This window comes from Rhodococcus sp. SGAir0479 (assembly GCF_005484805.1).
Classification (GTDB): Bacteria; Actinomycetota; Actinomycetes; order Mycobacteriales; family Mycobacteriaceae; genus Prescottella.
In genome coordinates this window covers 2755699-2774442 of sequence record NZ_CP039432.1, presented here as the reverse complement: position 1 = coordinate 2774442, position 18744 = coordinate 2755699, and the positions used below count along the sequence as shown (strand labels likewise).

Genomic DNA, 18744 nt, shown 5'->3' with positions numbered 1-18744 from the left:
CCGCAACCCTACTGACCAGTAGTGGCGTAGGCGTCCGCGCCGACGGCCGACGCCTGCGGGTCCTCGTCCGGGGTGGACGGGACGACGTCGGCCAGCGCTCGCCGGGTGCGGGCCAGGAAGCGCAGCACGTTCTCGGTGGCCAGCGGGGTCTCCGGGAAGCGTGCGGAGATGTTCACGCCGTGCGGGGTGCGGTTCACCCAGATGTAGACGTCGTGCGTGTAGTGCCGACTGCGCAGGGCGCGCGCCTCGATCTCGGGCCACTGCTGGGCCATGGGGACGAAGCGCACGTCCATGAAGGACACGACGAACCGCGGCCGGATCGGCGTTCCGAGGATCTCCTCGACCCGCGCGAACGGCACCTTCGCGGCCGACTTGGTGGCGGCCACCGCCTCGGCGGCCCGGGTCGCGACGTCCGCGAAGTCGACGGCGCCGGCGATGTCGAACTCGATGGGTGCCAACCCGACGAACCAGCCGAGGGACGTGGCCCAGTGCGGGTCGTTGCGGGTGTGGACCGGGGTGACCGTGCGGAACACCGTGTTCCCGGTGAGCTCGGTGTTGGCCTCCGCGAGGCACGCCAGCACACCGGCGAGGAAGTTCTGGCCGGCCCGGTGGCAGACGGTGTTGAACCGCACGGCCTGCGCGGCGTCCAGCACCCACTCGGACACGGCGCGCTGCGGGACGCGCTCGACGGTGCGCGGGCCGAGGTCGAGCGGGAACTCCGACAGCCGTCCCTTGCTGCGCAGGAACGCCTGCCGCCAGACCTCGACCGCCGGGTGCCGGCGATCCACCGTCGCGGCGGCGGCGCGTTCGTCCGCACCGAAGTCGATGTAGCTGCCGGCGGGCACCAGCAGCGCGGGCGGCCCGGCCATCGCCTCGGTGTAGAGACTCGTGAGCTCGTGCGCCACCAGCACCACCGACAGGCCGTCGATCAGGGAGTGGTCGGCGGCGAAGAAGACCGTGCAGCCCGCCTCCGGGTCGGAGTGCTCGAGCGTCACGAACAGGTACGCCGGCCACCGGTGCGGCGAGGTCAGCTCGTCGAAGAGGTGGTGGACGCGTTCGAGGACCGTGGCGGTGTCGAACTCGTACTCGTGGCGGACCTCGTCGAAGTCGACGCCGCCGGGCCCGAGTGTGTGCCGGCTGATCCGGCCGTCGGCGCCCAGCTCCGCATGACTGCGCAGCGGCTCGTGCCGGTCGATCCAGGTGCGTGCCGCCCGGCGGAACGCGTCGTGGTCGAGGGGCCCGGCGATCCGGAACGCCGCACCGAGCCACGACTCGCGGCCGTCGTCGTGGGTCCCGTCGGCGGTGGGGCGCAGGTGCGCCTCGTGGATGTAGGACGCGGGCCGCTCGTCCTGCGCCCACGTCCCGGTGGCTTCCGGCAGCCATTCGGTGAGCATGCCGGGGGAGATCGCATAGTCCGCGAGCTCGGTGAATTCCATCGTGAAGAATCCAGTCTCTTGTCCCGCCGCGGTAGCGGCGGTGAACATCGTCACAGTGAAGTTGCCGGGGAGGGTCGCTTCCCGGATCAGTCTCGGTGCAGTGGTGCGCGCGTCAGTTGCGGAGGTGCCGCTTGATGCGCGCCAGCATCGCGCTCATGCCGCGCAGCCGCAGCGGGCTGACGGCGTCGGCCAGGCCGAGAGCGGAGTAGAAGTCGTCGGGTACGGCCAGGATGGTGGCCGCACTGTGCCCGTCGAGCCCCTGGTGCAGGATCGACGCGAACCCGCGCGTCGTCGGTGCCTCGGGCGGGGCGCTGAAGTGCAGACGCACCTCGTCCGGGTCGCTGCTGTCCACGTGCAGGAACAGCGGCGACTGGCACTCCGGCACCGGCTCCATCGCGTCCTGCTCGAGCTCGGCCGGCAGCGGGGCCAGCTCGCGGCTGAACTCGAGCAGCAACTGCAGCTTGTCCTGGCCGTCGACCGCGGCGAAGTCGTCGACGATCTCGGACAGACTCTCGGGCAGGCTCACGAGGCGGCTCCCTGAGCGGCGTCGGACGCGGCACCCGGCACCGCACCCGGTTGATCACCCTTGACGATGGGCACGCGCACGACGTTGCCCCACTCGGTCCACGAACCGTCGTAGTTGCGGACGTGGGGGAACCCGAGCAGGTGCGTCAGCACGAACCACGTGTGGCTCGACCGTTCCCCGATGCGGCAGTAGGCGACCACGTCGTCGTCGCGCGAGAAGTCCGCGTAGATCTCCTCGAGCTCGGCGCGGCTGCGGAACCGGCCGTCGGGGGCGGCCGCGCGAGCCCACGGGATCGACACCGCGGTGGGGATGTGGCCGCCGCGCAGCGCGCCCTCCTCCGGGTAGTCCGGCATGTGGGTCCGCTCGCCGGTGTACTCCTGCGGTGAGCGCACGTCCACGAGCGGGCCGTGGCCCAGGTGCGCGAGCACGTCGTCCTTGAACGCGCGGATGGCGCTGTCGTCCCGCTCGACCACCGGGTACTGCGAGGGAGCCGGCGAGGGGACGTCGAGGGTGGTGTCGCGGTTCTCCGACAGCCACGCGTCCCGGCCGCCGTCGAGCAGCCGCACGTCCTCGTGCCCGAACAGCGTGAACACCCACAGCGCGTACGCCGCCCACCAGTTGCTCTTGTCGCCGTAGATGACGACGGTGTCGTCGCGTTCGATGCCCTTGCGGCGCATGAGGTCCGCGAACGCCGCACCGTCGATGTAGTCCCGGGTGACCGGGTCGTTGAGGTCGACGTGCCAGTCGATCTTCACCGCGCCGGGGATGTGGCCGATGTCGTAGAGCAGCACGTCCTCGTCGGACTCGACGACCTTCACGCCGGGGGCGCCCAGGTTGATCGACAACCACTCGGTCGAGACGAGTCGCTCCGGATGGGTGTACGCAGCGAACGCGGGGTTGGGATCGGGCGCGACGGGCACGGGTGGGCTCCTGAGGCAGGCGTGGGTGGAGGGTTGTCCGCCCCCGATTCTATGTGGTGCGCGATACGGAGGAGAGATCGATATCTCCGCCGCGTACCGGCGGGTAGTCGCGCCGGTACTGTCGTGCCCCGTGACGGGCCCCGCAGATCATCGCCGCGACATCGCCGGCCGCGCCGACATCGACCACCTGGTGCGCGCGTTCTACGAACGGGCCCTCGTCGACCCGGTGCTGGCCCCGGCGTTCGAGACGCTCGCGGTGATCGGTTTGGACGCGCACCTACCGGTGGTCGCCGACTTCTGGGAGCAGATCCTGTTCCGCACCGCCCGCTACCAGGGCGCGTTCGCGGGCGTGCACGAGGCGCTGAACCGGCAGCACGGGCTGGCCGGGGCCACGCTCGCGCGGTGGTTGCAGGTGTGGCGTGCGACGGTCGACGAGCTGTTCGCCGGACCCGACGCGGACCGCGCGAAATCGAAGGCCGTCGCGATGGCGGCCGCGCTCGAACGCGGCTGGCGGCGGGGGACCTAGCGCACGAGCGCGTTGGCGGCCCACAGCTGCGCCACCGACGTGCCCACCTCGCCGAGCAGGCGCCGCACCAGCGGCAGGCCGATGCCGATGACGCTGGAGGGGTCGCCCTCGAGTCGTTCGACGAACCAGCCGCCGAGACTGTCGAGCGTGAAGGCACCCGCCACCTCGAGTGGTTCACCCGTCGCGAGGTAGGCCTCGAGATCCTCGTCCGACGGGTCGGCGAAGTGGACGACGGTGCCGCTGTGGTCGGACGCGGCGGCGACGATCGCGCCGTCCCGGATCCGCAGCACGCTGTGCCCGGTGAGCAGCGTGGCGCTGCGGCCGGCCATGGCGCGCCAGCGGCGGCGGGCGACGTCGACGGTGTGTGGCTTGCCCTGCAGGGCGCCGTCGATCAGCAGCATCGAGTCGCAGCCGACGACGACGGCGTCGGCGAGCCCGTCGGCGACGAGGGCGGGAATCACGTCGCGGGCCTTGGCCTCCGCGAGCGTGGTGACGACCGTTGCGGGGGCCGCGGACGGGCCCAGACGGTCGATGACGGCGTCTTCGTCGACGCCGGAGACACGGACGGTGGGTTCGACCCCGGCGCCCCGCAGCACGGCCAGCCGTGCCGGGGACGCCGAGGCGAGAACCAGTGTGGTCACTACGCGGGTCGCTCGATCAGAACGGGCGCGCGGCGACCGGGGTGCCGAACGAGTACGGCGAGAAGGGGGCGTGCCCGCGGTGCATGCGGGTGGGTGCACCCCACGTCTCGGGCGGACGGCCGTCGCCCTCCGGCTCCGACGACGCCGCGGCCGCCGCCGCGGACAGCACCGCGACCAGCGCGGCGATGTCCTCGTCGGTCGGGTTGCCCTTGACGATCGTGATCACGGGCGCCTGGGACCCCGCGGCCGCGGCGTCGGGCTCGAGCCCTGCGACAGCTTCGGCCAAGGCGGCTCCTTCGAGCGTGGCGCCGTCGACCGCTGCGGAGGCTTCCTGCACGTCGGCGTCGGTGAGCACATCTTCCCGGGTGGTGGCTGTCATAGGGGGATGTTCCCATGCTTCTTGGGCGGAAGCGAAACCATCTTGCGCTCGAGCAGACGCAGAGCGGAGACGATCTGTCCGCGGGTGTGCGAGGGCGGGATCACGGCGTCGATGTAACCACGCTCGGCCGCGATGTACGGGTTGACGAGGGTGTCCTCGTACTCCTGCTGCAGCTTCAGGCGCAGCGCGTCGACGTCCTCACCGTTCTTTGCGGCCTCGAGAAGCTGCTTGCGGTAGACGAAGCCGACGGCGCCGGACGCGCCCATGACGGCGATCTGCGCGGTCGGCCACGCCAGGTTGACGTCGGCACCCATGTGCTTGGAGCCCATGACGTCGTATGCGCCGCCGTACGCCTTGCGGGTGATGACGGTGATCTTGCCGACCGTGGCCTCGCCGTACGCGTACAGCAGCTTGGCGCCGCGGCGGATGATGCCGTTGTACTCCTGCTCGGTGCCGGGGAGGAAGCCCGGGACGTCGACGAGCGTGATGATCGGGACGTTGAACGCGTCGCACGTGCGCACGAAGCGGGCGGCCTTCTCGGACGCGTCGATGTCGAGACAGCCGGCGAACTGGGTGGGCTGGTTCGCGACGATGCCGACGCTGCGGCCGTCGACGCGACCGAAGCCGACGATGACGTTCATGGCGCGGCCGGCCTGGACCTCGAGGAACTCGTCGTCGTCGAGGATGCGGCGGATGACCTCGTGCATGTCGTACGGCTGGTTCGCCGAATCCGGGATCAGCGTGTCGAGCTCCCGGTCCTCGTCGGTGAGCGAGTCCTCGATGGCGCCGACGATGGGATCGGACGGTGCCAGGCGCGGGGCCGCGGCCTGGTTGTTGCTGGGCAGGTAGGACAGCAGATCCTTGACGTAGTCGAGGGCGTCCTGCTCACCGGAGGCGACGTAGTGCGCCACACCGGACTTGGCCATGTGGGTCCGGGCGCCGCCCAGGTCCTCCATGGTGACGTCCTCGCCGGTGACGGTCTTGATGACGTCGGGACCGGTGACGAACATCTGGCTCGCCTCGTCGACCATGACGACGAAGTCGGTGAGCGCGGGGGAGTACACGTGACCACCGGCGGCCGGGCCCATGATCAGGGAGATCTGCGGGATGACACCCGAGGCCTGGACGTTGCGGTGGAAGATCTCGCCGTACAGGCCGAGCGAGACGACGCCTTCCTGGATGCGCGCGCCGGCACCCTCGTTGATGCCGATCAGCGGGCGCCCGGTCTTGAGCGCCAGATCCATCACCTTGACGATCTTCTCGCCGTAGATCTCGCCGAGGCTGCCGCCGAACACGGTGGCGTCCTGGCTGAAGACGCAGACGTCGCGGCCGTCGACGGTGCCGTAGCCCGTGACGACGCCGTCGCCGACGGGACGGTTGTCGGCGAGGCCGAAGTTGGTGCTGCGGTGCCGGGCGAGCGCATCGAGCTCGACGAACGAACCCTCGTCGAGGAGGGCGTGGATCCGCTCGCGGGCCGTCAACTTGCCCTTCGCGTGGACCTTTTCGATCGCGGCCTCGCCCATGGGCGAGATTGCCTGCGCCTGGCGGCTGCGCAGGTCAGCGAGCTTTCCCGCCGTCGTGTGGATATCCGGGGTATTCGCCGCCTCCGCCGCGGCTGGCTCCTGCACACTGGTCATGGCAAGTGAGCTTAACCAGGTCTCGGCCGCCCGCGTCGAGGGAGGTCGGGTTGCGTTGAATCATTCAACCTAAGCTACCGACGAGTCACATTCCAGCCGCGCCCTAGGCTGGACGAATGTGGACCGATCTGAACCGCCCCCCGCTCGATTCGGCGACGCTCCGGCGAGCTCTCGTTCGTGATGCGGGCGGTGATCCGGACGCGTTCTGGTCGCGCGTGGACGTCGTCACCGAGACCGGATCCACCAACGCGGACCTGCTGGCGCGCCCGCACGACGCGGACTACGCGCGGTCCGTCCTCATCGCCGAGCATCAGACCGGGGGGCGGGGACGCCACGCCCGGCGGTGGGTGAGCGCCCCGCGGGCACTCGTGACCGTGTCGGCCGTGCTCGACCTGCCCGGGATGGACCTCTCCGACATCGGCTGGTTGCCGTTGCTGGCCGGCATCGCCGTCGTCGACACCCTGCGCGACGTCGCCAGGGTGGACGCGGAACTGAAATGGCCCAACGACGTCCTCGTCGGTGGGCGGAAGGTGGCCGGCATCCTCGCCGAGGTGGCGGCGACCGCGCCGGTGCCGACGGTCGTGGTCGGAATCGGCCTCAACGTGAGTCTGACCGAGGACGAGCTGCCGGTGCCGACGGCGACCTCGCTCGCCCTCGAGAACGCCGACACCACCGACCGCACCGTGCTGGTGCGGGCGATGCTGCGGGCACTCGCCCGGCTGCGGCGGGACTGGGAGGCGGCGGACTGGGGGATCGACGATCTCGCGGCGGCGTACCGCGAACGGTGCGGAACCCTCGGCCGCCGGGTACGCGCCGAGCTCCCGGGGGACCGGGAGCTCGTGGGTGTCGCGACCGACGTGGACGCCGAGGGTCGAGTGGTGATCACGCCGGAGGGTGGGTCACCGGTCGCGGTGTCGGCCGGTGACATCACCCACCTGCGTGCTGTGTGACGCGGATCAGACGTCGCGGACCCGATCCGGGCTCCACGTCGAGACCGCCCAGATCACCACGATGTCGAGCGCGATGATGAGGATGGACCACAGTGGGTACCACGGAATCCACAGGAAGTTCGCGATGATCGACAGCGCCGCGATCACGATCGCGGCCACGCGAGCCCACGTGGCGCCCGTGAGAAGCGCGAGACCGACCAGCACGACCACGATGCCGACGATCAGATGGATCCAACCCCACGCGGTGAGGTCGAACTGGTAGACGTACTCCGGACCCACGACGAACACGTCGTCGTTCGCGAGTGCGGAGATGCCCTGGAAGATCTGCAGGATTCCGACTGTCATGAGAACGATCGCGGCTGCGATCGAAGTGCCTGCCGCGAAACCCTGCCTGGTGCTGTTGCCCGAACTGTGCGTCGTCGGTGGGTTGACCGTCATCGCCACTCCCCTTTCGATCGGTCACGAAGCCACTACATCAGGGGAAGTGTCCGGCGGTTCCAGGCCGGGAACCTCACCCTCGGCGGGTGAAAACGCGGCCCGGACGCGACAATCCGGAGGCCATGTGTCGGCAATCACACCGCCGCCCCGGCCGCCTGCTACTTTGACGCTGATCCGCAACATGTCGTCGGGCAGCGAGCAGGGTGGCAGGGGGCAGGGATGAACGCGCAACAGGGAATGTCGAGCGGTTCCGGCGAGATGTGGGTGAGCCCGGACGCCACCGACCTCGAGACGGCCGGCCGCTTCCTGACCGGACTGACCGTCGTCTTCGGTGTCCTCACGCTCGGGCTGGGGATCGCGATGCTCGTGTGGCCGTCCGCCACGCTGGTGGTGGCCGCGGTGCTCATCGCGATCCAGGTGTTCGCCTTCGGCATCATCCAGATCGTCCGGTCGTTCGCGGAGATCGACGCGCCGACCGCGGCGCGGACCCTCACGGGACTGTCCGGTGCGCTGGCGGTCCTGCTCGGCTTCCTGGTGTTGCGCAGCCCGCTGCAGACCGTGGTGATCATCGCGCTGGTGATCGGCGCGTGGTGGGTCTTCCGCGGCGTGCTCGACATCGTCGCCGGCGCCACCGAGGTCCCGGGCCATCGCGGCGTGAGCATCGTCCTCGGCATCATCAGCGTCGTCGCGGGCGCGATCGTGCTGCTGCAGCCCGACCTGTCGTTGCGCGTGTTCGTGATCGTGGTCGGGGTGTGGATGGTCCTGTACGGGCTGGTCGTCATCGCCGCACCGTTCCTGGCCCGCCGGCTGGCCTGATTCGGCCGGCGCCCCCCGGGGGCCGGGGAGCCGCCCCGGCACTGCGCCCGTCCGGACCCGGCACTGTCACACTCTGTGCATGGGATACCCGCAGGACGCGCTGGCGGCCGACGAGGAACTGGTGGTGCACCGGCATCCGCACTGGAAGCTGCTCGTCGTCCCGTCCGCCATCTTCATTCTCGCCACCGCGCTCGCGGGGTTCGCGATCGGACTCGCGCAGTCGCAGCTCACGGGCGGTGCCGTGTCGATCGTGTCGATCCTCGTCGCCGCGGCCTGGATCGCGCTCGTGGTGTGGAAGGCCGTCGTCCCGGTGCTGCGGTGGAAGTCGACGCACTTCATCGTCACCGACCGCCGGGTGATGATCCGACACGGCATCATGACCCACACCGGCATCGACATCCCGATGAACCGGATCAGCAACGTGCAGTTCCGGCACGGGCTCGTCGACCGGATGTTGCGCACGGGCACGCTCGTGATCGTGGCGTCGTCCGACGATCCACTCGAGTTCGACGACGTGCCCGAGGTGCAGAAGGTCCACACCCTGCTCTATCACCAGGTGCTCGACGCCACCGGCGGTCCGTACGACAGCGGCCCCGACCACCGGTACCGCGGCCCCGCCGATCCGGGCGACGATCGCCGGAATTACGGGAAAGGCTGGTAAACGAACCGCGTCGGCACACGCGACCGTAGGCTGTCGTCGTGACCGCCGTACTGCTAGCCGAAGATGACGAAGCCATCGCTGCTCCGCTGTCGCGTGCACTCGGCCGTGAGGGCTACACCGTCACCATCGAACAGACCGGGCCGTCCGCCCTCGAGCGGGCCCTCACCGGGGAGTTCGAGCTCCTCATCCTCGACCTCGGACTGCCGGGCATGGACGGGCTCGAGGTCTGCCGTCAACTGCGCAACCACGGTCTGGACATCGCGGTCCTCATGCTGACCGCCCGCACCGACGAGGTCGACTTCGTCGTCGGACTCGACGCCGGCGCCGACGACTACGTCGGCAAGCCGTTCCGGCTGGCCGAACTGATGGCCCGCGTCCGTGCGCTGCTGCGCCGCAGCGGCGGCGCCGAGGACGTCGTGGTGGAGGTCGCCGGCATCCGGCTCGAGCCCGCCGCCCGCCGCGTCCTGGTCAACGGCGCCGAGGTGGCCCTCGCGAACAAGGAGTACGAGCTGCTGCGCGTCCTGCTCGAGCACGCCGGCCAGGTCGTCTCGCGCGACACCATCCTGCGTGAGGTGTGGGGCGACGTGGAACTGCGCGGTTCCAAGACCCTCGACATGCACATGTCCTGGTTGCGCCGCAAGATCGGCGACGAGGGCGCCGGGGCGGACCGGCGGATCGCGACCGTCCGCGGCGTCGGCTTCCGGATCAACACCGACTAGGTCCGCCCCGCCGTGCGCCGCAGAATTCTGCAGTCGATCCTTGCCGTCGTCATCTTCACCGGCCTGCTGCTGGGCGTGCCGCTGATCTACACCGCGTGGCTGTGGGTGGAGGACTTCACCCGCAGCGACCTCCAGGGCCGGCTCGACCGGATGGCCGCCGAGATCATCGTGCAGGAGGGCAGCTCCGGAGTGGTCGAGGACGGCCTCGACACGACGTCGCTGCGGCTGGTGGTCCCCGAGGGCGGCAAACTCGTGGTCGTCTATCCGACGCCCGAGGAGGGGGCGGCGCGGCTCGACATCGGGGCGACCTCGGTGCCGTCGCCGATCGTGGAGTCGCTGTCGATGGGGACCTCCGGGTCGCTGCGGCTCGAGGTGCCCTCCGACCGGATGCGGACGCTGCAACGGCAGGCCGTCGGGGCCGTCACGCTCCTGGTCGTCGCGTCGATGGGCGCCGGCGCCGGCGTCGCGGTGGTCACCGCGCGTCGGCTCGCGGACCCGCTGCGCGACGTCGCCGAGCGGGCCGCGCGGCTCGCCGAGGGCGACTTCCGGCCCGACTCCCGGCGGCACGGCATCCCCGAACTGGACCGGGTGTCCGACGTTCTCGACTCGGCGACCGTCGAGATATCCGGGCGGCTGCAACGCGAGCACGCTCTCGTCGGCGACGTCTCGCACCAGCTGCGCAGCCGCCTCACCGCGGTGCGGCTGCGGCTCGACGAGCTGTCCGGACATCCCGATCCGGACGTCGTGCACGAGGCCGAGGAAGCGATGGCGCAGGTGGACCGGCTCACGCTCGCGGTCGACGACCTCGTCCGGTCGTCCCGCGACAGCGACGCGGCCACCCGCGAACCGGTGTCGGTGGTGGGGGAGCTCGCGAGTGTCGTCGCCGACTGGCAGGGCCCCTACAAGGACGCGGGCCGGATCCTGCGCCTGCGCGGCGAGCCGCGGCTGACGTCGTCGGCGACCGGGTCCCGGCTGCGGGAGGCGGTGTCGGTGCTGATCGACAACTCCCTGCAGCACGGCGCGGGCACGTGCACGGTGTCGGTGCGGCTGGTCCCCGGCCCCGCCGGGCGCAGCGGGTCCGCCGAGGCGCGCGACTCCCGCGTCTGCGTGGAGGTGTCCGACGAGGGGGAGGGTGTAAGCGACGAACTGGCGCCGCACATCTTCGACCGCGGCTTCTCCGGGGCCGGGTCGACGGGCGTGGGACTGGCCCTGGCCCGGGCGCTGGTGGAGGCCGACGGCGGGCGGCTCGAGCTGCAGCGCCGACGCCCGGCGCTGTTCGCGGTGTTCCTCGCTCCGGTGCGCGACGACGCACCCACCCGCGTGGCGGGCATCCACGAGCCGCGGTGAGACCGGGCGCTAGAGGAGGCCGGACTCGTCCCCGGTGATCTCGACGGGCGCGGGCCGGTCGATGACCTCGTGGCGGGGCGTCTCCTCGGGGAACACCCAGCGACGGAAGGACCAGAACCGGAACACCATCTGCAGCAGGTTGCCGATGATGTAGTTGAGGACGAAGTCGACGATCATCAGCGTCGTGAAGCTCACCGACGACCGGATGTCGAACACGTTGTTGGCGATCCACAGCGGGGCGGCGGCGATGACGACGCCGATGCCGCTGATCGTGAAGAACAGCAGCGCCTCGTGGTGGCGCTCGCGGCCACCGCGGTGCTTGAACGACCACTCACGGTTGAGGATGTAGCTCAGGATCGTCGCGACCACACCGGAGAAGATCTTCGCGACCACCGGTTTCTGCTCGAGAACCGTGAGGCTGAGGGTGTAGAAGAAGGCGAGGTCGACCACCATCGTCGTCCCGCCGACGATTGCGAACTTGATCAGCTCGTGGTGGCGGAGGACGACGGCCCGGAAGGGCTGGGGAACTCGGCTCATCGCCGCGTCGACGAAAGACACAACGAAGTATTGTACGAAGCTGCGGCGGTCGCGTTTGCAGCGGACCGCGATCTATCAGGTTCTTCACAGGTTGCGACGACGGATGACCTCGGCAGAACCGGGCCCGCACCGACGTGACACCATGGTGTGTCGTGACCGGCAAATCTGAAACCGAAGCTCGCCCCACACCGCCGCGTGATCTGCCCAGCGGGATGCCCGTGGTGACGATGGTCGGCGGCGGCCAGCTCGCCCGCATGACGCATCAGGCGGCCGTCGAGTTGGGACAGACCCTGCGGGTGCTCGCGGGCAGCCTCGACGAACCCGCGGCGCAGGTCAGCCCGGACGTCGTGCTCGGCAGCCACACCGATCTCGCCGCGCTGCGCAAGGCTGCGCTCGGCTCCAACGCCCTCACGTTCGATCACGAACACGTCCCCACCGAGCACCTCGACGTGCTGGTCTCCGAGGGCGTGAACGTGCAGCCGCCGCCGCAGGCGCTCGTGTACGCGCAGGACAAGCTGGCGATGCGCCGCAAGCTCAGCGAGATGGGTGCGCCCGTCCCGCCGTTCGCGGAGGTCACGTGGGCCGAGGACGTCGTCCGATTCGGCGCCGAGCACGGCTGGCCGGTGGTGATCAAGGCGGTGCGCGGCGGTTACGACGGGCGCGGCGTGTGGATCACCGACGACTCCGACGAGGCCGAGGCGATCGTGAGCGAGCAGCTCGACCGGGGCGTGCAGCTCATGGTCGAGCAGGCCGTCGACTTCACCCGGGAGCTGTCGGCGATGGTCGCGCGCTCGCCGTTCGGGCAGGGCGCCTCGTGGCCGGTCGTCGAGACCGTGCAGCGGAGCGGCCAGTGCGCGGTGGTGCTGGCGCCGGCGCCGCAGCTGTCGAAGGAACTGTCCGCCGAGGCCGAGCAGTTGGCGCTGCGCGTGGCGTCGGAGTTGGGTGTCGTCGGCTCGATGGCCGTCGAGCTGTTCGAGACCACCGACGGCGCGCTGGTCGTGAACGAACTCGCGATGCGCCCGCACAACTCCGGTCACTGGACGCAGGACGGGGCGCGAACGTCGCAGTTCGAGCAGCATCTGCGCGCGGTCCTCGACTACCCGCTCGGCGATCCGTCGCCGATCGCGCCCGTCACCGTGATGGCGAACGTGCTGGGCGCGCCCGAGGCACCTGCCATGAGCATGGACGAGCGTCTGCACCACCTGTTCGCACGGATGCCCGACGCGAAGGTGCACCTGTACGGCAAGGGCGAGCGGAAGGACCGCAAGATCGGGCACGTGAACGTGCTCGGCGCGGCCTCCGGTTCGATCGACGACCCGGCGTACGTGGCCGCGGTGCGCGAGCGGGCCGAGCGGGCGGCGCACTGGCTGTCGCACGCCGAATGGACCGACGGGTGGGACGAGCACGGTCGGTCCTGACCGGGCTCGACGGCAATTCCGAAACGATCACACAGGAGCGGACGGCAAGTGACTGAATCGAACGGGCCCCTCGTCGGGCTGATCATGGGCAGCGACTCGGATTGGCCGACGATGGAGGCGGCCGCCGAGGCGCTCGCGGAGTTCGGTGTCCGCTTCGAGGTGGGCGTCGTGTCGGCGCACCGCACCCCGCAGCGCATGCTCGACTACGCGCGGGACGCGGCCGGGCGCGGACTCAAGGTGATCATCGCGGGCGCCGGTGGCGCCGCGCACCTTCCCGGCATGGTGGCGTCGGCGACGCCGCTGCCGGTGATCGGCGTCCCGGTTCCGCTGAAGTACCTCGACGGCATGGACTCGCTGCTGTCGATCGTGCAGATGCCGGCCGGTGTCCCGGTCGCGACCGTGTCGATCGGGGGCGCCCGCAACGCCGGTCTGCTGGCGGCGCGCATCCTGGGCGCGTCCGATCCGGCCCTGCAGCAGCGGATGGCGGACTTCCAGGCCGGCCTGGAGAAGATGGTCCTGGAGAAGGACGAGGCGCTGCGCGCCAAGCTGCTCGGCTGAGCGGGGCCGGGCGGGTTCTAGGCTGACCGCATGCCCGGATTCCCTGCCCGTTACCGGCTGAGCGAGCGCTGGTACCGCTGGAGCGCCGCCCACGCGGTCGGGATCGATCGCGTGGTGGCGGCCTTCCTGACGTTCGCGTGCCTCGTGTCGGCCGTCGGGGGCGGCGCGGCCGCCGCGGTGGTCTCGCTCGGCATGACGGTGCCGCTGGCGTGGCGGCGGTCGCGCACCGTCGTCTCGGGTTTCGTCGTGGCCGCGTTCGCGATCGCGCACCTGGTGCTGATCCCCGACATGCTGCTGCCCAGCGTGATCGCCGTGCCCATCGCGTTGTACGCGTTCGCCGCGTACACGCCGCGGTGGGCCAGCTACACCGCGCTGCTCATCGCGATCGGCGGCGCGGCCGTCGGCGGTCTCGAGTACTTCGCGTACGAGGGCCGCGGCTGGCAGCAGGCGGTCATCACCTCGACGTTCCTGGTCGTGTTCGTGCTGGCGGTGTGGGCGTTCGGTGATCTGCGCCGGGTGCGTATGAAGGAGATCGAGGGGCTCACCGAACGCGCACGCCTGCTCGAACTCGAACGCGCGCAGGAGGCCGAACTGGCGGCGCTGGGCGAACGCACCCGCATCGCGCGGGAGATGCACGACATCGTCGCGCACTCGCTCACGGTCGTCATCGCGCAGGCGGACGGCGGTCGCTACAGCGCCGCGAAGGATCCGCAGGCGGCCGTGACCGCGCTCGAGACGATCGCCGCGACCGGGCGACAGGCGCTCACCGACATGCGCGCGCTGCTGTCGGTGCTGCGCGAGGATCGTCCCCGCGAGTTCGCCGCGGTGCCCGGCGCCACCGACATCCCCGCGCTGGTGGCCGAGCTGCAGCGCGGCGGCCTGGACGTCGTGCTGCGGGTGACCGGCCCGCCCCGGGAGTTGTCCGCCGGTGCCGGGCTCACCGCGTACCGGATCGTGCAGGAGTCGCTGACGAACGTGCTCAAGCACGCCGGCCCCGGTGCCCACGCCTGCGTCGACGTGGACTGGGGCACAAGCGAACTCGAACTCGTCGTCACCGACGACGGCCGGGGCGGCGCGGCGGCCCTCATCGAGGCGTCCCCGGGTGGCCAGGGCGTGATCGGGATGACCGAGCGGGCCAAGCTGCACGGCGGCTCCCTGGTGGCCGCACCCGTCGCGGGCGGCGGATACCGGGTGCGGGGCCGGCTGCCGTACTCCGCGCCCTAGGCTGGACGACATGATCCGCGTGGCCCTCGTCGACGACCAGCAACTCGTGCGCGCCGGGTTCCGCATGGTGATCGACTCGCAGCCGGACCTCGAGGTGGTGCTCGAGGCGTCCGACGGCACCGCCGCCCTCGACGTGCTGTCGCGCACCGCCGTCGACGTCGTGCTGATGGACGTCCAGATGCCGAACATGGACGGCATCGAGGCCACCCGGCGGCTCACCGAACCCGAGCAGTCACCGAAGGTGGTGGTGCTCACCACGTTCGAGAACGACGAGTACGTGATGTCCGCGATCAGTGCGGGCGCCAGCGGCTTCCTGCTCAAGGACGTCCCGCCCGAGGAGCTGCTGGAGGCCATCCGCACCGTCCACCGCGGCGACGCCGTCATCGAGGCCCGGTCCACCCGCAAGCTGCTGCAGCACGTGGGGCCGCTGCTGGGCCACTCGGTGCAGCCGTCGCTTCCGGACGACCTGACACCCCGCGAGATCGAGGTGCTCGCGGCGATGGCCCACGGACTGTCGAACACCGAGATCGCCGCGAAGTTCTGCGTCTCCGAGGCCACCGTCAAAACCCATGTGGGACGGGTGCTCTCGAAGACGGGGTCCCGAGACCGCGTGCAGGCCGTGGTGTACGCCTTCCAGGTGGGTCTGGTCCGGCCGCAGGATCTGCTCGGCGCCGACTGAGCACCGCCCGCCCCGTCGATCGCCGTGGGGTCTGATGCGGCGTCCTACCCGGGGATGACGCCGGCGCGGTTGCAGATCGCTCCGCGCGCCGATGTGGAACACCCGGGCCCGGCCATAGCGTCGAGGGCATGAGAATTGGTGACGAGAAGGTGTGGGCCCGGGGCCTGACCAGGACGTACGGCACCGGCGACACCGCGGTCCAGGCGCTGCGCGGTGTCGACGTCGACTTCGGGTCCGGGGTCTTCACGGCGATCATGGGCCCGTCCGGGTCGGGCAAGTCGACGCTGATGCACTGTCTGGCCGGCCTCGACGTCGCGACGGCCGGGACCGTGCACGTGGGTGGCACCGAGATCACGGCGCTGGGGGACCGGGAGCTGACCGAACTGCGCCGTGAGCGCATCGGATTCGTGTTCCAGGCGTTCAACCTGCTGCCGGTGCTCTCGGCCGAGGAGAACATGCTGCTGCCGTTGCGCCTGGCCGGACGGGTGCCCGAACAGGGCTGGCGCGACGAGGTGGTGCGCCGGCTGGGGCTCGCCGACCGGCTCGGGCACCGTCCGCACGAGCTGTCCGGCGGGCAGCAGCAGCGGGTCGCGGTGGCACGTGCGCTGCTGCCGCAACCAGACGTGATCTTCGCCGACGAGCCCACCGGCAACCTCGACTCCCGCACGGGCGCCGAGGTGCTGGATCTGTTGCGGTCGAGCGTGCGTGAGACCGGTCAGACCGTGGTCATGGTGACGCACGATCCGGTCGCCGCGTCCTACGCCGACCGGGTCGTGCTCCTCGCCGACGGCAGCATCGCCGGCGAGATCGACCGCCCGACAACGGATTCAGTCATCGAGACGATGCGGTCGCTGGGCGCCGACGACCTCAGCGGGGCACGCTGATGCGCGGGCTGGCCTGGGCGCAGATGCGCGCACACGCCGGACGGTACGTCGCCTCGGTGCTCGCGGTCGTCATCGCGGTGGCGTTCATCGTCGCCACCCTGGCGCTCAACTCCACCGTCGAGGACGGGGTGACCGATTCGCTGGCCGGGCAGTACGCCACCACGGACGCCGTCGTCACCGGGCCCGTCGACGCGGCCGCGGTCGCGGCGGTTCCGGGGGTGCGGGCGGTGGCCGACGACATCGCGGCGAGCGCCAAGGTCGGACGCCCCGGGGAGAGCGCGTCGTGGGGTTCGGCGGTCTCGCTGTCCGAGGATCCGGGGCTGCGCTGGCAGCGGCTGTCGGACGGGCGGTTTCCCGCCGCACTCGGCGAGGTCGCGGTCCCCACGTCCGCGGGCATCCCGCTCGGCGGCGAGGTCACGGTGACCGCGCTCGGCGGCGAGCGGACGACGGCCGCCGTCGCGACGGTGGTGGGCCGGATCGACCTCGCCGGGACCGCGCAGCAGCTGGACGGCACCACGGTGTACGCCACCACCGCACAGCTGAACGCGTGGACCGGCGGCGTCGGCAGCCACGAGATCCGCGTCGCCGGCGACGGCAGCCTGTCGCAGACGCAACTGGCGGAGCGGCTGCGCTCGTTCCTTCCCGCGGACGCCACCGTGGAAACTGGTGCCCGACAAGCAGAGTTGGCCTCGCAGCGGTTCCTGGGCGATGCGGACCTGCTGGCGAGCGTGCTGCTCGCGTTCGGGGCGATCGCGGTGGTGGTCGCGGGTCTGGTCATCGCCAACACGTTCGCGGTGCTGCTGGCCGCGCGGACCCGGGAACTGGCGCTGCTGCGCTGTGTGGGTGCGACGGCGACGCAGGTCCGCGGCAGCGTCCGCGTCGAGGCGGCCGGGGTGGGCGTCGTCGCCTCGGTGCTGGGCGTGGGGCTGGGCGTCCTGGCCGCGTGGGCGGTGGCCCGACTCGCGACGGCCGCCGACGTGCCGATTCCGCTGCACGGTGTGAGCGTCACCCCGGTGACGGTGCTCGTCGGCATCGCCGTCGGGGTGGCGATGACGATGGTGGCCGCGTCGGCGCCCGGACGGGCCGCGACCCGGGTGTCGCCGCTGGCGGCACTGCAGCCCCTCGAGTCGGCACCCGAGGCCGTCGCGGTCTCGCGCAGCCGGCGGATCGGGGGCACGGCCGCGCTCCTCGCCGGCGTGGGCATCCTCGCCGCCGGGGTGGCGGGCGCGCAGGTCCTGATCGCGTGTGCTGGCGGGCTCCTGACGTTCGTCGCGATCGTGGTGCTGAGTCAACGGATCGTGCCGGCGGTGGTCGCCGGGGTGGGCGCAGTGGTGGGACGGTTCGGCGGCCCGGTGGGCCTGCTCGCCGCCGGTAACGCCGGCCGCAACCCGCGGCGCACGGCGGCAACCGCGACCGCGCTGCTCATCGGCGTCACGCTCACCAGCACCCTCGTCGTGGGTATCGCGGTCACCAAGGCCAGCGCGCCCGGCGCGGTCGACGACCAGTTCCCGGTGGACGTGACCGTCGCCTCGCACACCGCGCCCGGACTGCCGGCCGAGTTCATCGACACGGTACGGCGCCTCGACGGCGTCGCGGCCGCGGCGCCGCTGGGGACCGCGGAGGTCACGCTGCCGGACGGCACCGCGCTCTCGGCGGTGGGAGTGGACGTCGCGGCGGTGCGGGCGACGCTGCGCACCGACATCGACCTGCCCGCGGCGGGTCAGTTGCTGCTGGGGCCGGACGAGCGCCGCCGCTCCGGCCTCGCCGCCGGCGACCGGGTGGTGCTGAGCGGCAACGCCGGACGCAGCGAGGTGACGGTGGGCACCGGTGTGGACGGTGCCCCGGTCCTGCTGGATCGCCGCACGCTGGCGGCGTTGTCGTCGCAGGTGGTCGACGACCAGCTGTGGATCCGGTTGTCCGACGGGCTCGGCGCCGACGGCCGGGCGGTCCAGGACGAGATCACCTCGCTGGCGGACCGGATGGCGCCGGGCAGCGAGGTGGGCGGCTCGCTCGCGATGCGCGCGACGCTGGACACCGTGCTCGACACCCTGCTGCTGATCGTCGCGGGTCTGCTGTCGGTGGCCGTGGTGATCGCACTGATCGGCGTCGGCAACACGATGGCGCTGTCGGTGCTCGAACGGCGCCGCGAATCGGGTCTGCTGCGGGCGCTCGGGCTGACGCGCTCGGGTCTGCGGTCGCTGCTGCTGTGGGAGGCGCTGCTGATCGCGGGCGTCGCGGCCGCGTTGGGCGTGGTGCTGGGATTGGCGTTCGGGATCACCGGGTCGGCGGCACTGTTCGGGTTCGACGACCTCCAACTGGGCACGCTGCCGTGGTTGACGCTCGCCGCGATCGTCGCGGGCGGCGGACTCGCCGGCGTGATCGCCGCCCTGCTCCCGGCCCGGCGGGCGGCCGGGACGGCGCCGGTGGCGGCGCTGGCGTGAGACCGCG

At 71.3% G+C, this 18744-nt stretch carries 20 protein-coding genes; 12 read left to right on the top strand and 8 right to left on the bottom strand.

What is annotated here, in order from left to right:
• Positions 1-8: 8 nt before the first annotated feature.
• The 3 genes from E7742_RS12995 to E7742_RS12985 all read right to left on the bottom strand — a co-directional run bounded on the left by E7742_RS12995 (position 9) and on the right by E7742_RS12985 (position 2882).
• Positions 9-1436, bottom strand: coding sequence for a condensation domain-containing protein (locus E7742_RS12995; protein WP_137799319.1), 1428 nt, complete (start codon positions 1434-1436; stop codon positions 9-11).
• Between the two features lie 112 nt (positions 1437-1548).
• A complete protein-coding gene (locus E7742_RS12990; protein WP_137799318.1) occupies positions 1549-1962 on the bottom strand; it encodes a SufE family protein in 414 nt (137 codons plus the stop codon).
• A complete protein-coding gene (locus E7742_RS12985) occupies positions 1959-2882 on the bottom strand; it encodes a sulfurtransferase (protein ID WP_137799317.1) in 924 nt (307 codons plus the stop codon). Before E7742_RS12985 ends, E7742_RS12990 begins: the two co-directional genes overlap by 4 nt.
• 130 nt (positions 2883-3012) lie before the next feature.
• Between E7742_RS12985 and E7742_RS12980 the strand changes: the two genes are divergently transcribed.
• On the top strand, positions 3013-3408 hold the full coding sequence (locus E7742_RS12980; protein WP_137799316.1) for a group III truncated hemoglobin: 396 nt from the start codon (positions 3013-3015) through the stop codon (positions 3406-3408).
• Here E7742_RS12980 and E7742_RS12975 read toward each other — a convergent pair.
• From E7742_RS12975 to E7742_RS12965, 3 genes are read right to left on the bottom strand one after another with little or no spacing between them, the layout of a single operon-like run.
• Positions 3405-4049 carry a Maf family protein gene (locus E7742_RS12975; protein ID WP_137799315.1) on the bottom strand — a complete coding sequence of 215 codons (645 nt, stop codon included), beginning with the start codon at positions 4047-4049 and terminating at the stop codon, positions 3405-3407. The genes E7742_RS12980 and E7742_RS12975 overlap by 4 nt on opposite strands.
• A gap of 16 nt (positions 4050-4065) precedes the next feature.
• Positions 4066-4428, bottom strand: coding sequence for an acyl-CoA carboxylase subunit epsilon (locus E7742_RS12970; protein WP_137799314.1), 363 nt, complete (start codon positions 4426-4428; stop codon positions 4066-4068).
• Complete coding sequence (locus E7742_RS12965; RefSeq protein ID WP_137799313.1) at positions 4425-6065, bottom strand: acyl-CoA carboxylase subunit beta; 1641 nt, start codon at positions 6063-6065, stop codon at positions 4425-4427. Before E7742_RS12965 ends, E7742_RS12970 begins: the two co-directional genes overlap by 4 nt.
• 116 nt (positions 6066-6181) lie before the next feature.
• On the opposite strand from E7742_RS12965, the gene E7742_RS12960 reads away from it, so the two are divergent.
• Complete coding sequence (locus E7742_RS12960) at positions 6182-7015, top strand: biotin--[acetyl-CoA-carboxylase] ligase (RefSeq protein ID WP_137799312.1); 834 nt, start codon at positions 6182-6184, stop codon at positions 7013-7015.
• A gap of 6 nt (positions 7016-7021) precedes the next feature.
• On the opposite strand, the gene E7742_RS12955 is transcribed toward E7742_RS12960, so the two are convergent.
• Positions 7022-7453, bottom strand: coding sequence for a DUF7144 family membrane protein (locus tag E7742_RS12955; protein ID WP_137799311.1), 432 nt, complete (start codon positions 7451-7453; stop codon positions 7022-7024).
• Positions 7454-7711: 258 nt separating this feature from the next.
• On the opposite strand from E7742_RS12955, the gene E7742_RS12950 reads away from it, so the two are divergent.
• The 4 genes from E7742_RS12950 (at position 7712) to E7742_RS12935 (ending at position 10996) form a co-directional block, all read left to right on the top strand.
• Complete coding sequence (locus tag E7742_RS12950; RefSeq protein ID WP_175420616.1) at positions 7712-8269, top strand: HdeD family acid-resistance protein; 558 nt, start codon at positions 7712-7714, stop codon at positions 8267-8269.
• Between the two features lie 79 nt (positions 8270-8348).
• Positions 8349-8930, top strand: coding sequence for a PH domain-containing protein (locus E7742_RS12945; protein ID WP_137799310.1), 582 nt, complete (start codon positions 8349-8351; stop codon positions 8928-8930).
• 38 nt (positions 8931-8968) lie between these two features.
• The gene (locus tag E7742_RS12940) at positions 8969-9649 is read left to right on the top strand and encodes a response regulator transcription factor (protein ID WP_137799309.1); all 681 of its coding nucleotides are present in this window, start codon (positions 8969-8971) and stop codon (positions 9647-9649) included.
• 12 nt (positions 9650-9661) lie between these two features.
• Positions 9662-10996: a sensor histidine kinase gene (locus E7742_RS12935; RefSeq protein WP_137799308.1), complete on the top strand. Its 1335-nt coding sequence runs from the start codon at positions 9662-9664 to the stop codon at positions 10994-10996.
• Between the two features lie 9 nt (positions 10997-11005).
• Here the strand turns inward: E7742_RS12935 and E7742_RS12930 are convergent, their stop codons facing one another.
• Positions 11006-11554 carry a GtrA family protein gene (locus E7742_RS12930; RefSeq protein ID WP_254698996.1) on the bottom strand — a complete coding sequence of 183 codons (549 nt, stop codon included), beginning with the start codon at positions 11552-11554 and terminating at the stop codon, positions 11006-11008.
• Positions 11555-11745: 191 nt separating this feature from the next.
• Here E7742_RS12930 and E7742_RS12925 point away from each other — a divergent pair, with 191 nt between their 5' ends.
• The 6 genes from E7742_RS12925 to E7742_RS12900 all read left to right on the top strand — a co-directional run bounded on the left by E7742_RS12925 (position 11746) and on the right by E7742_RS12900 (position 18737).
• The gene (locus E7742_RS12925; protein WP_441346922.1) at positions 11746-12951 is read left to right on the top strand and encodes a 5-(carboxyamino)imidazole ribonucleotide synthase; all 1206 of its coding nucleotides are present in this window, start codon (positions 11746-11748) and stop codon (positions 12949-12951) included.
• A gap of 84 nt (positions 12952-13035) precedes the next feature.
• Positions 13036-13509, top strand: coding sequence for a 5-(carboxyamino)imidazole ribonucleotide mutase (gene purE, locus E7742_RS12920; protein WP_137801197.1), 474 nt, complete (start codon positions 13036-13038; stop codon positions 13507-13509).
• 30 nt (positions 13510-13539) lie between these two features.
• Complete coding sequence (locus E7742_RS12915; RefSeq protein WP_137799306.1) at positions 13540-14733, top strand: sensor histidine kinase; 1194 nt, start codon at positions 13540-13542, stop codon at positions 14731-14733.
• Positions 14734-14743: 10 nt separating this feature from the next.
• On the top strand, positions 14744-15412 hold the full coding sequence (locus tag E7742_RS12910) for a response regulator transcription factor (protein WP_137799305.1): 669 nt from the start codon (positions 14744-14746) through the stop codon (positions 15410-15412).
• A 128-nt stretch (positions 15413-15540) separates the two neighbouring features.
• Positions 15541-16296, top strand: coding sequence for an ABC transporter ATP-binding protein (locus E7742_RS12905; protein WP_137799304.1), 756 nt, complete (start codon positions 15541-15543; stop codon positions 16294-16296).
• On the top strand, positions 16296-18737 hold the full coding sequence (locus E7742_RS12900) for an ABC transporter permease (RefSeq protein ID WP_137799303.1): 2442 nt from the start codon (positions 16296-16298) through the stop codon (positions 18735-18737). Before E7742_RS12905 ends, E7742_RS12900 begins: the two co-directional genes overlap by 1 nt.
• The last annotated feature ends 7 nt before the right edge of the window (positions 18738-18744 follow it).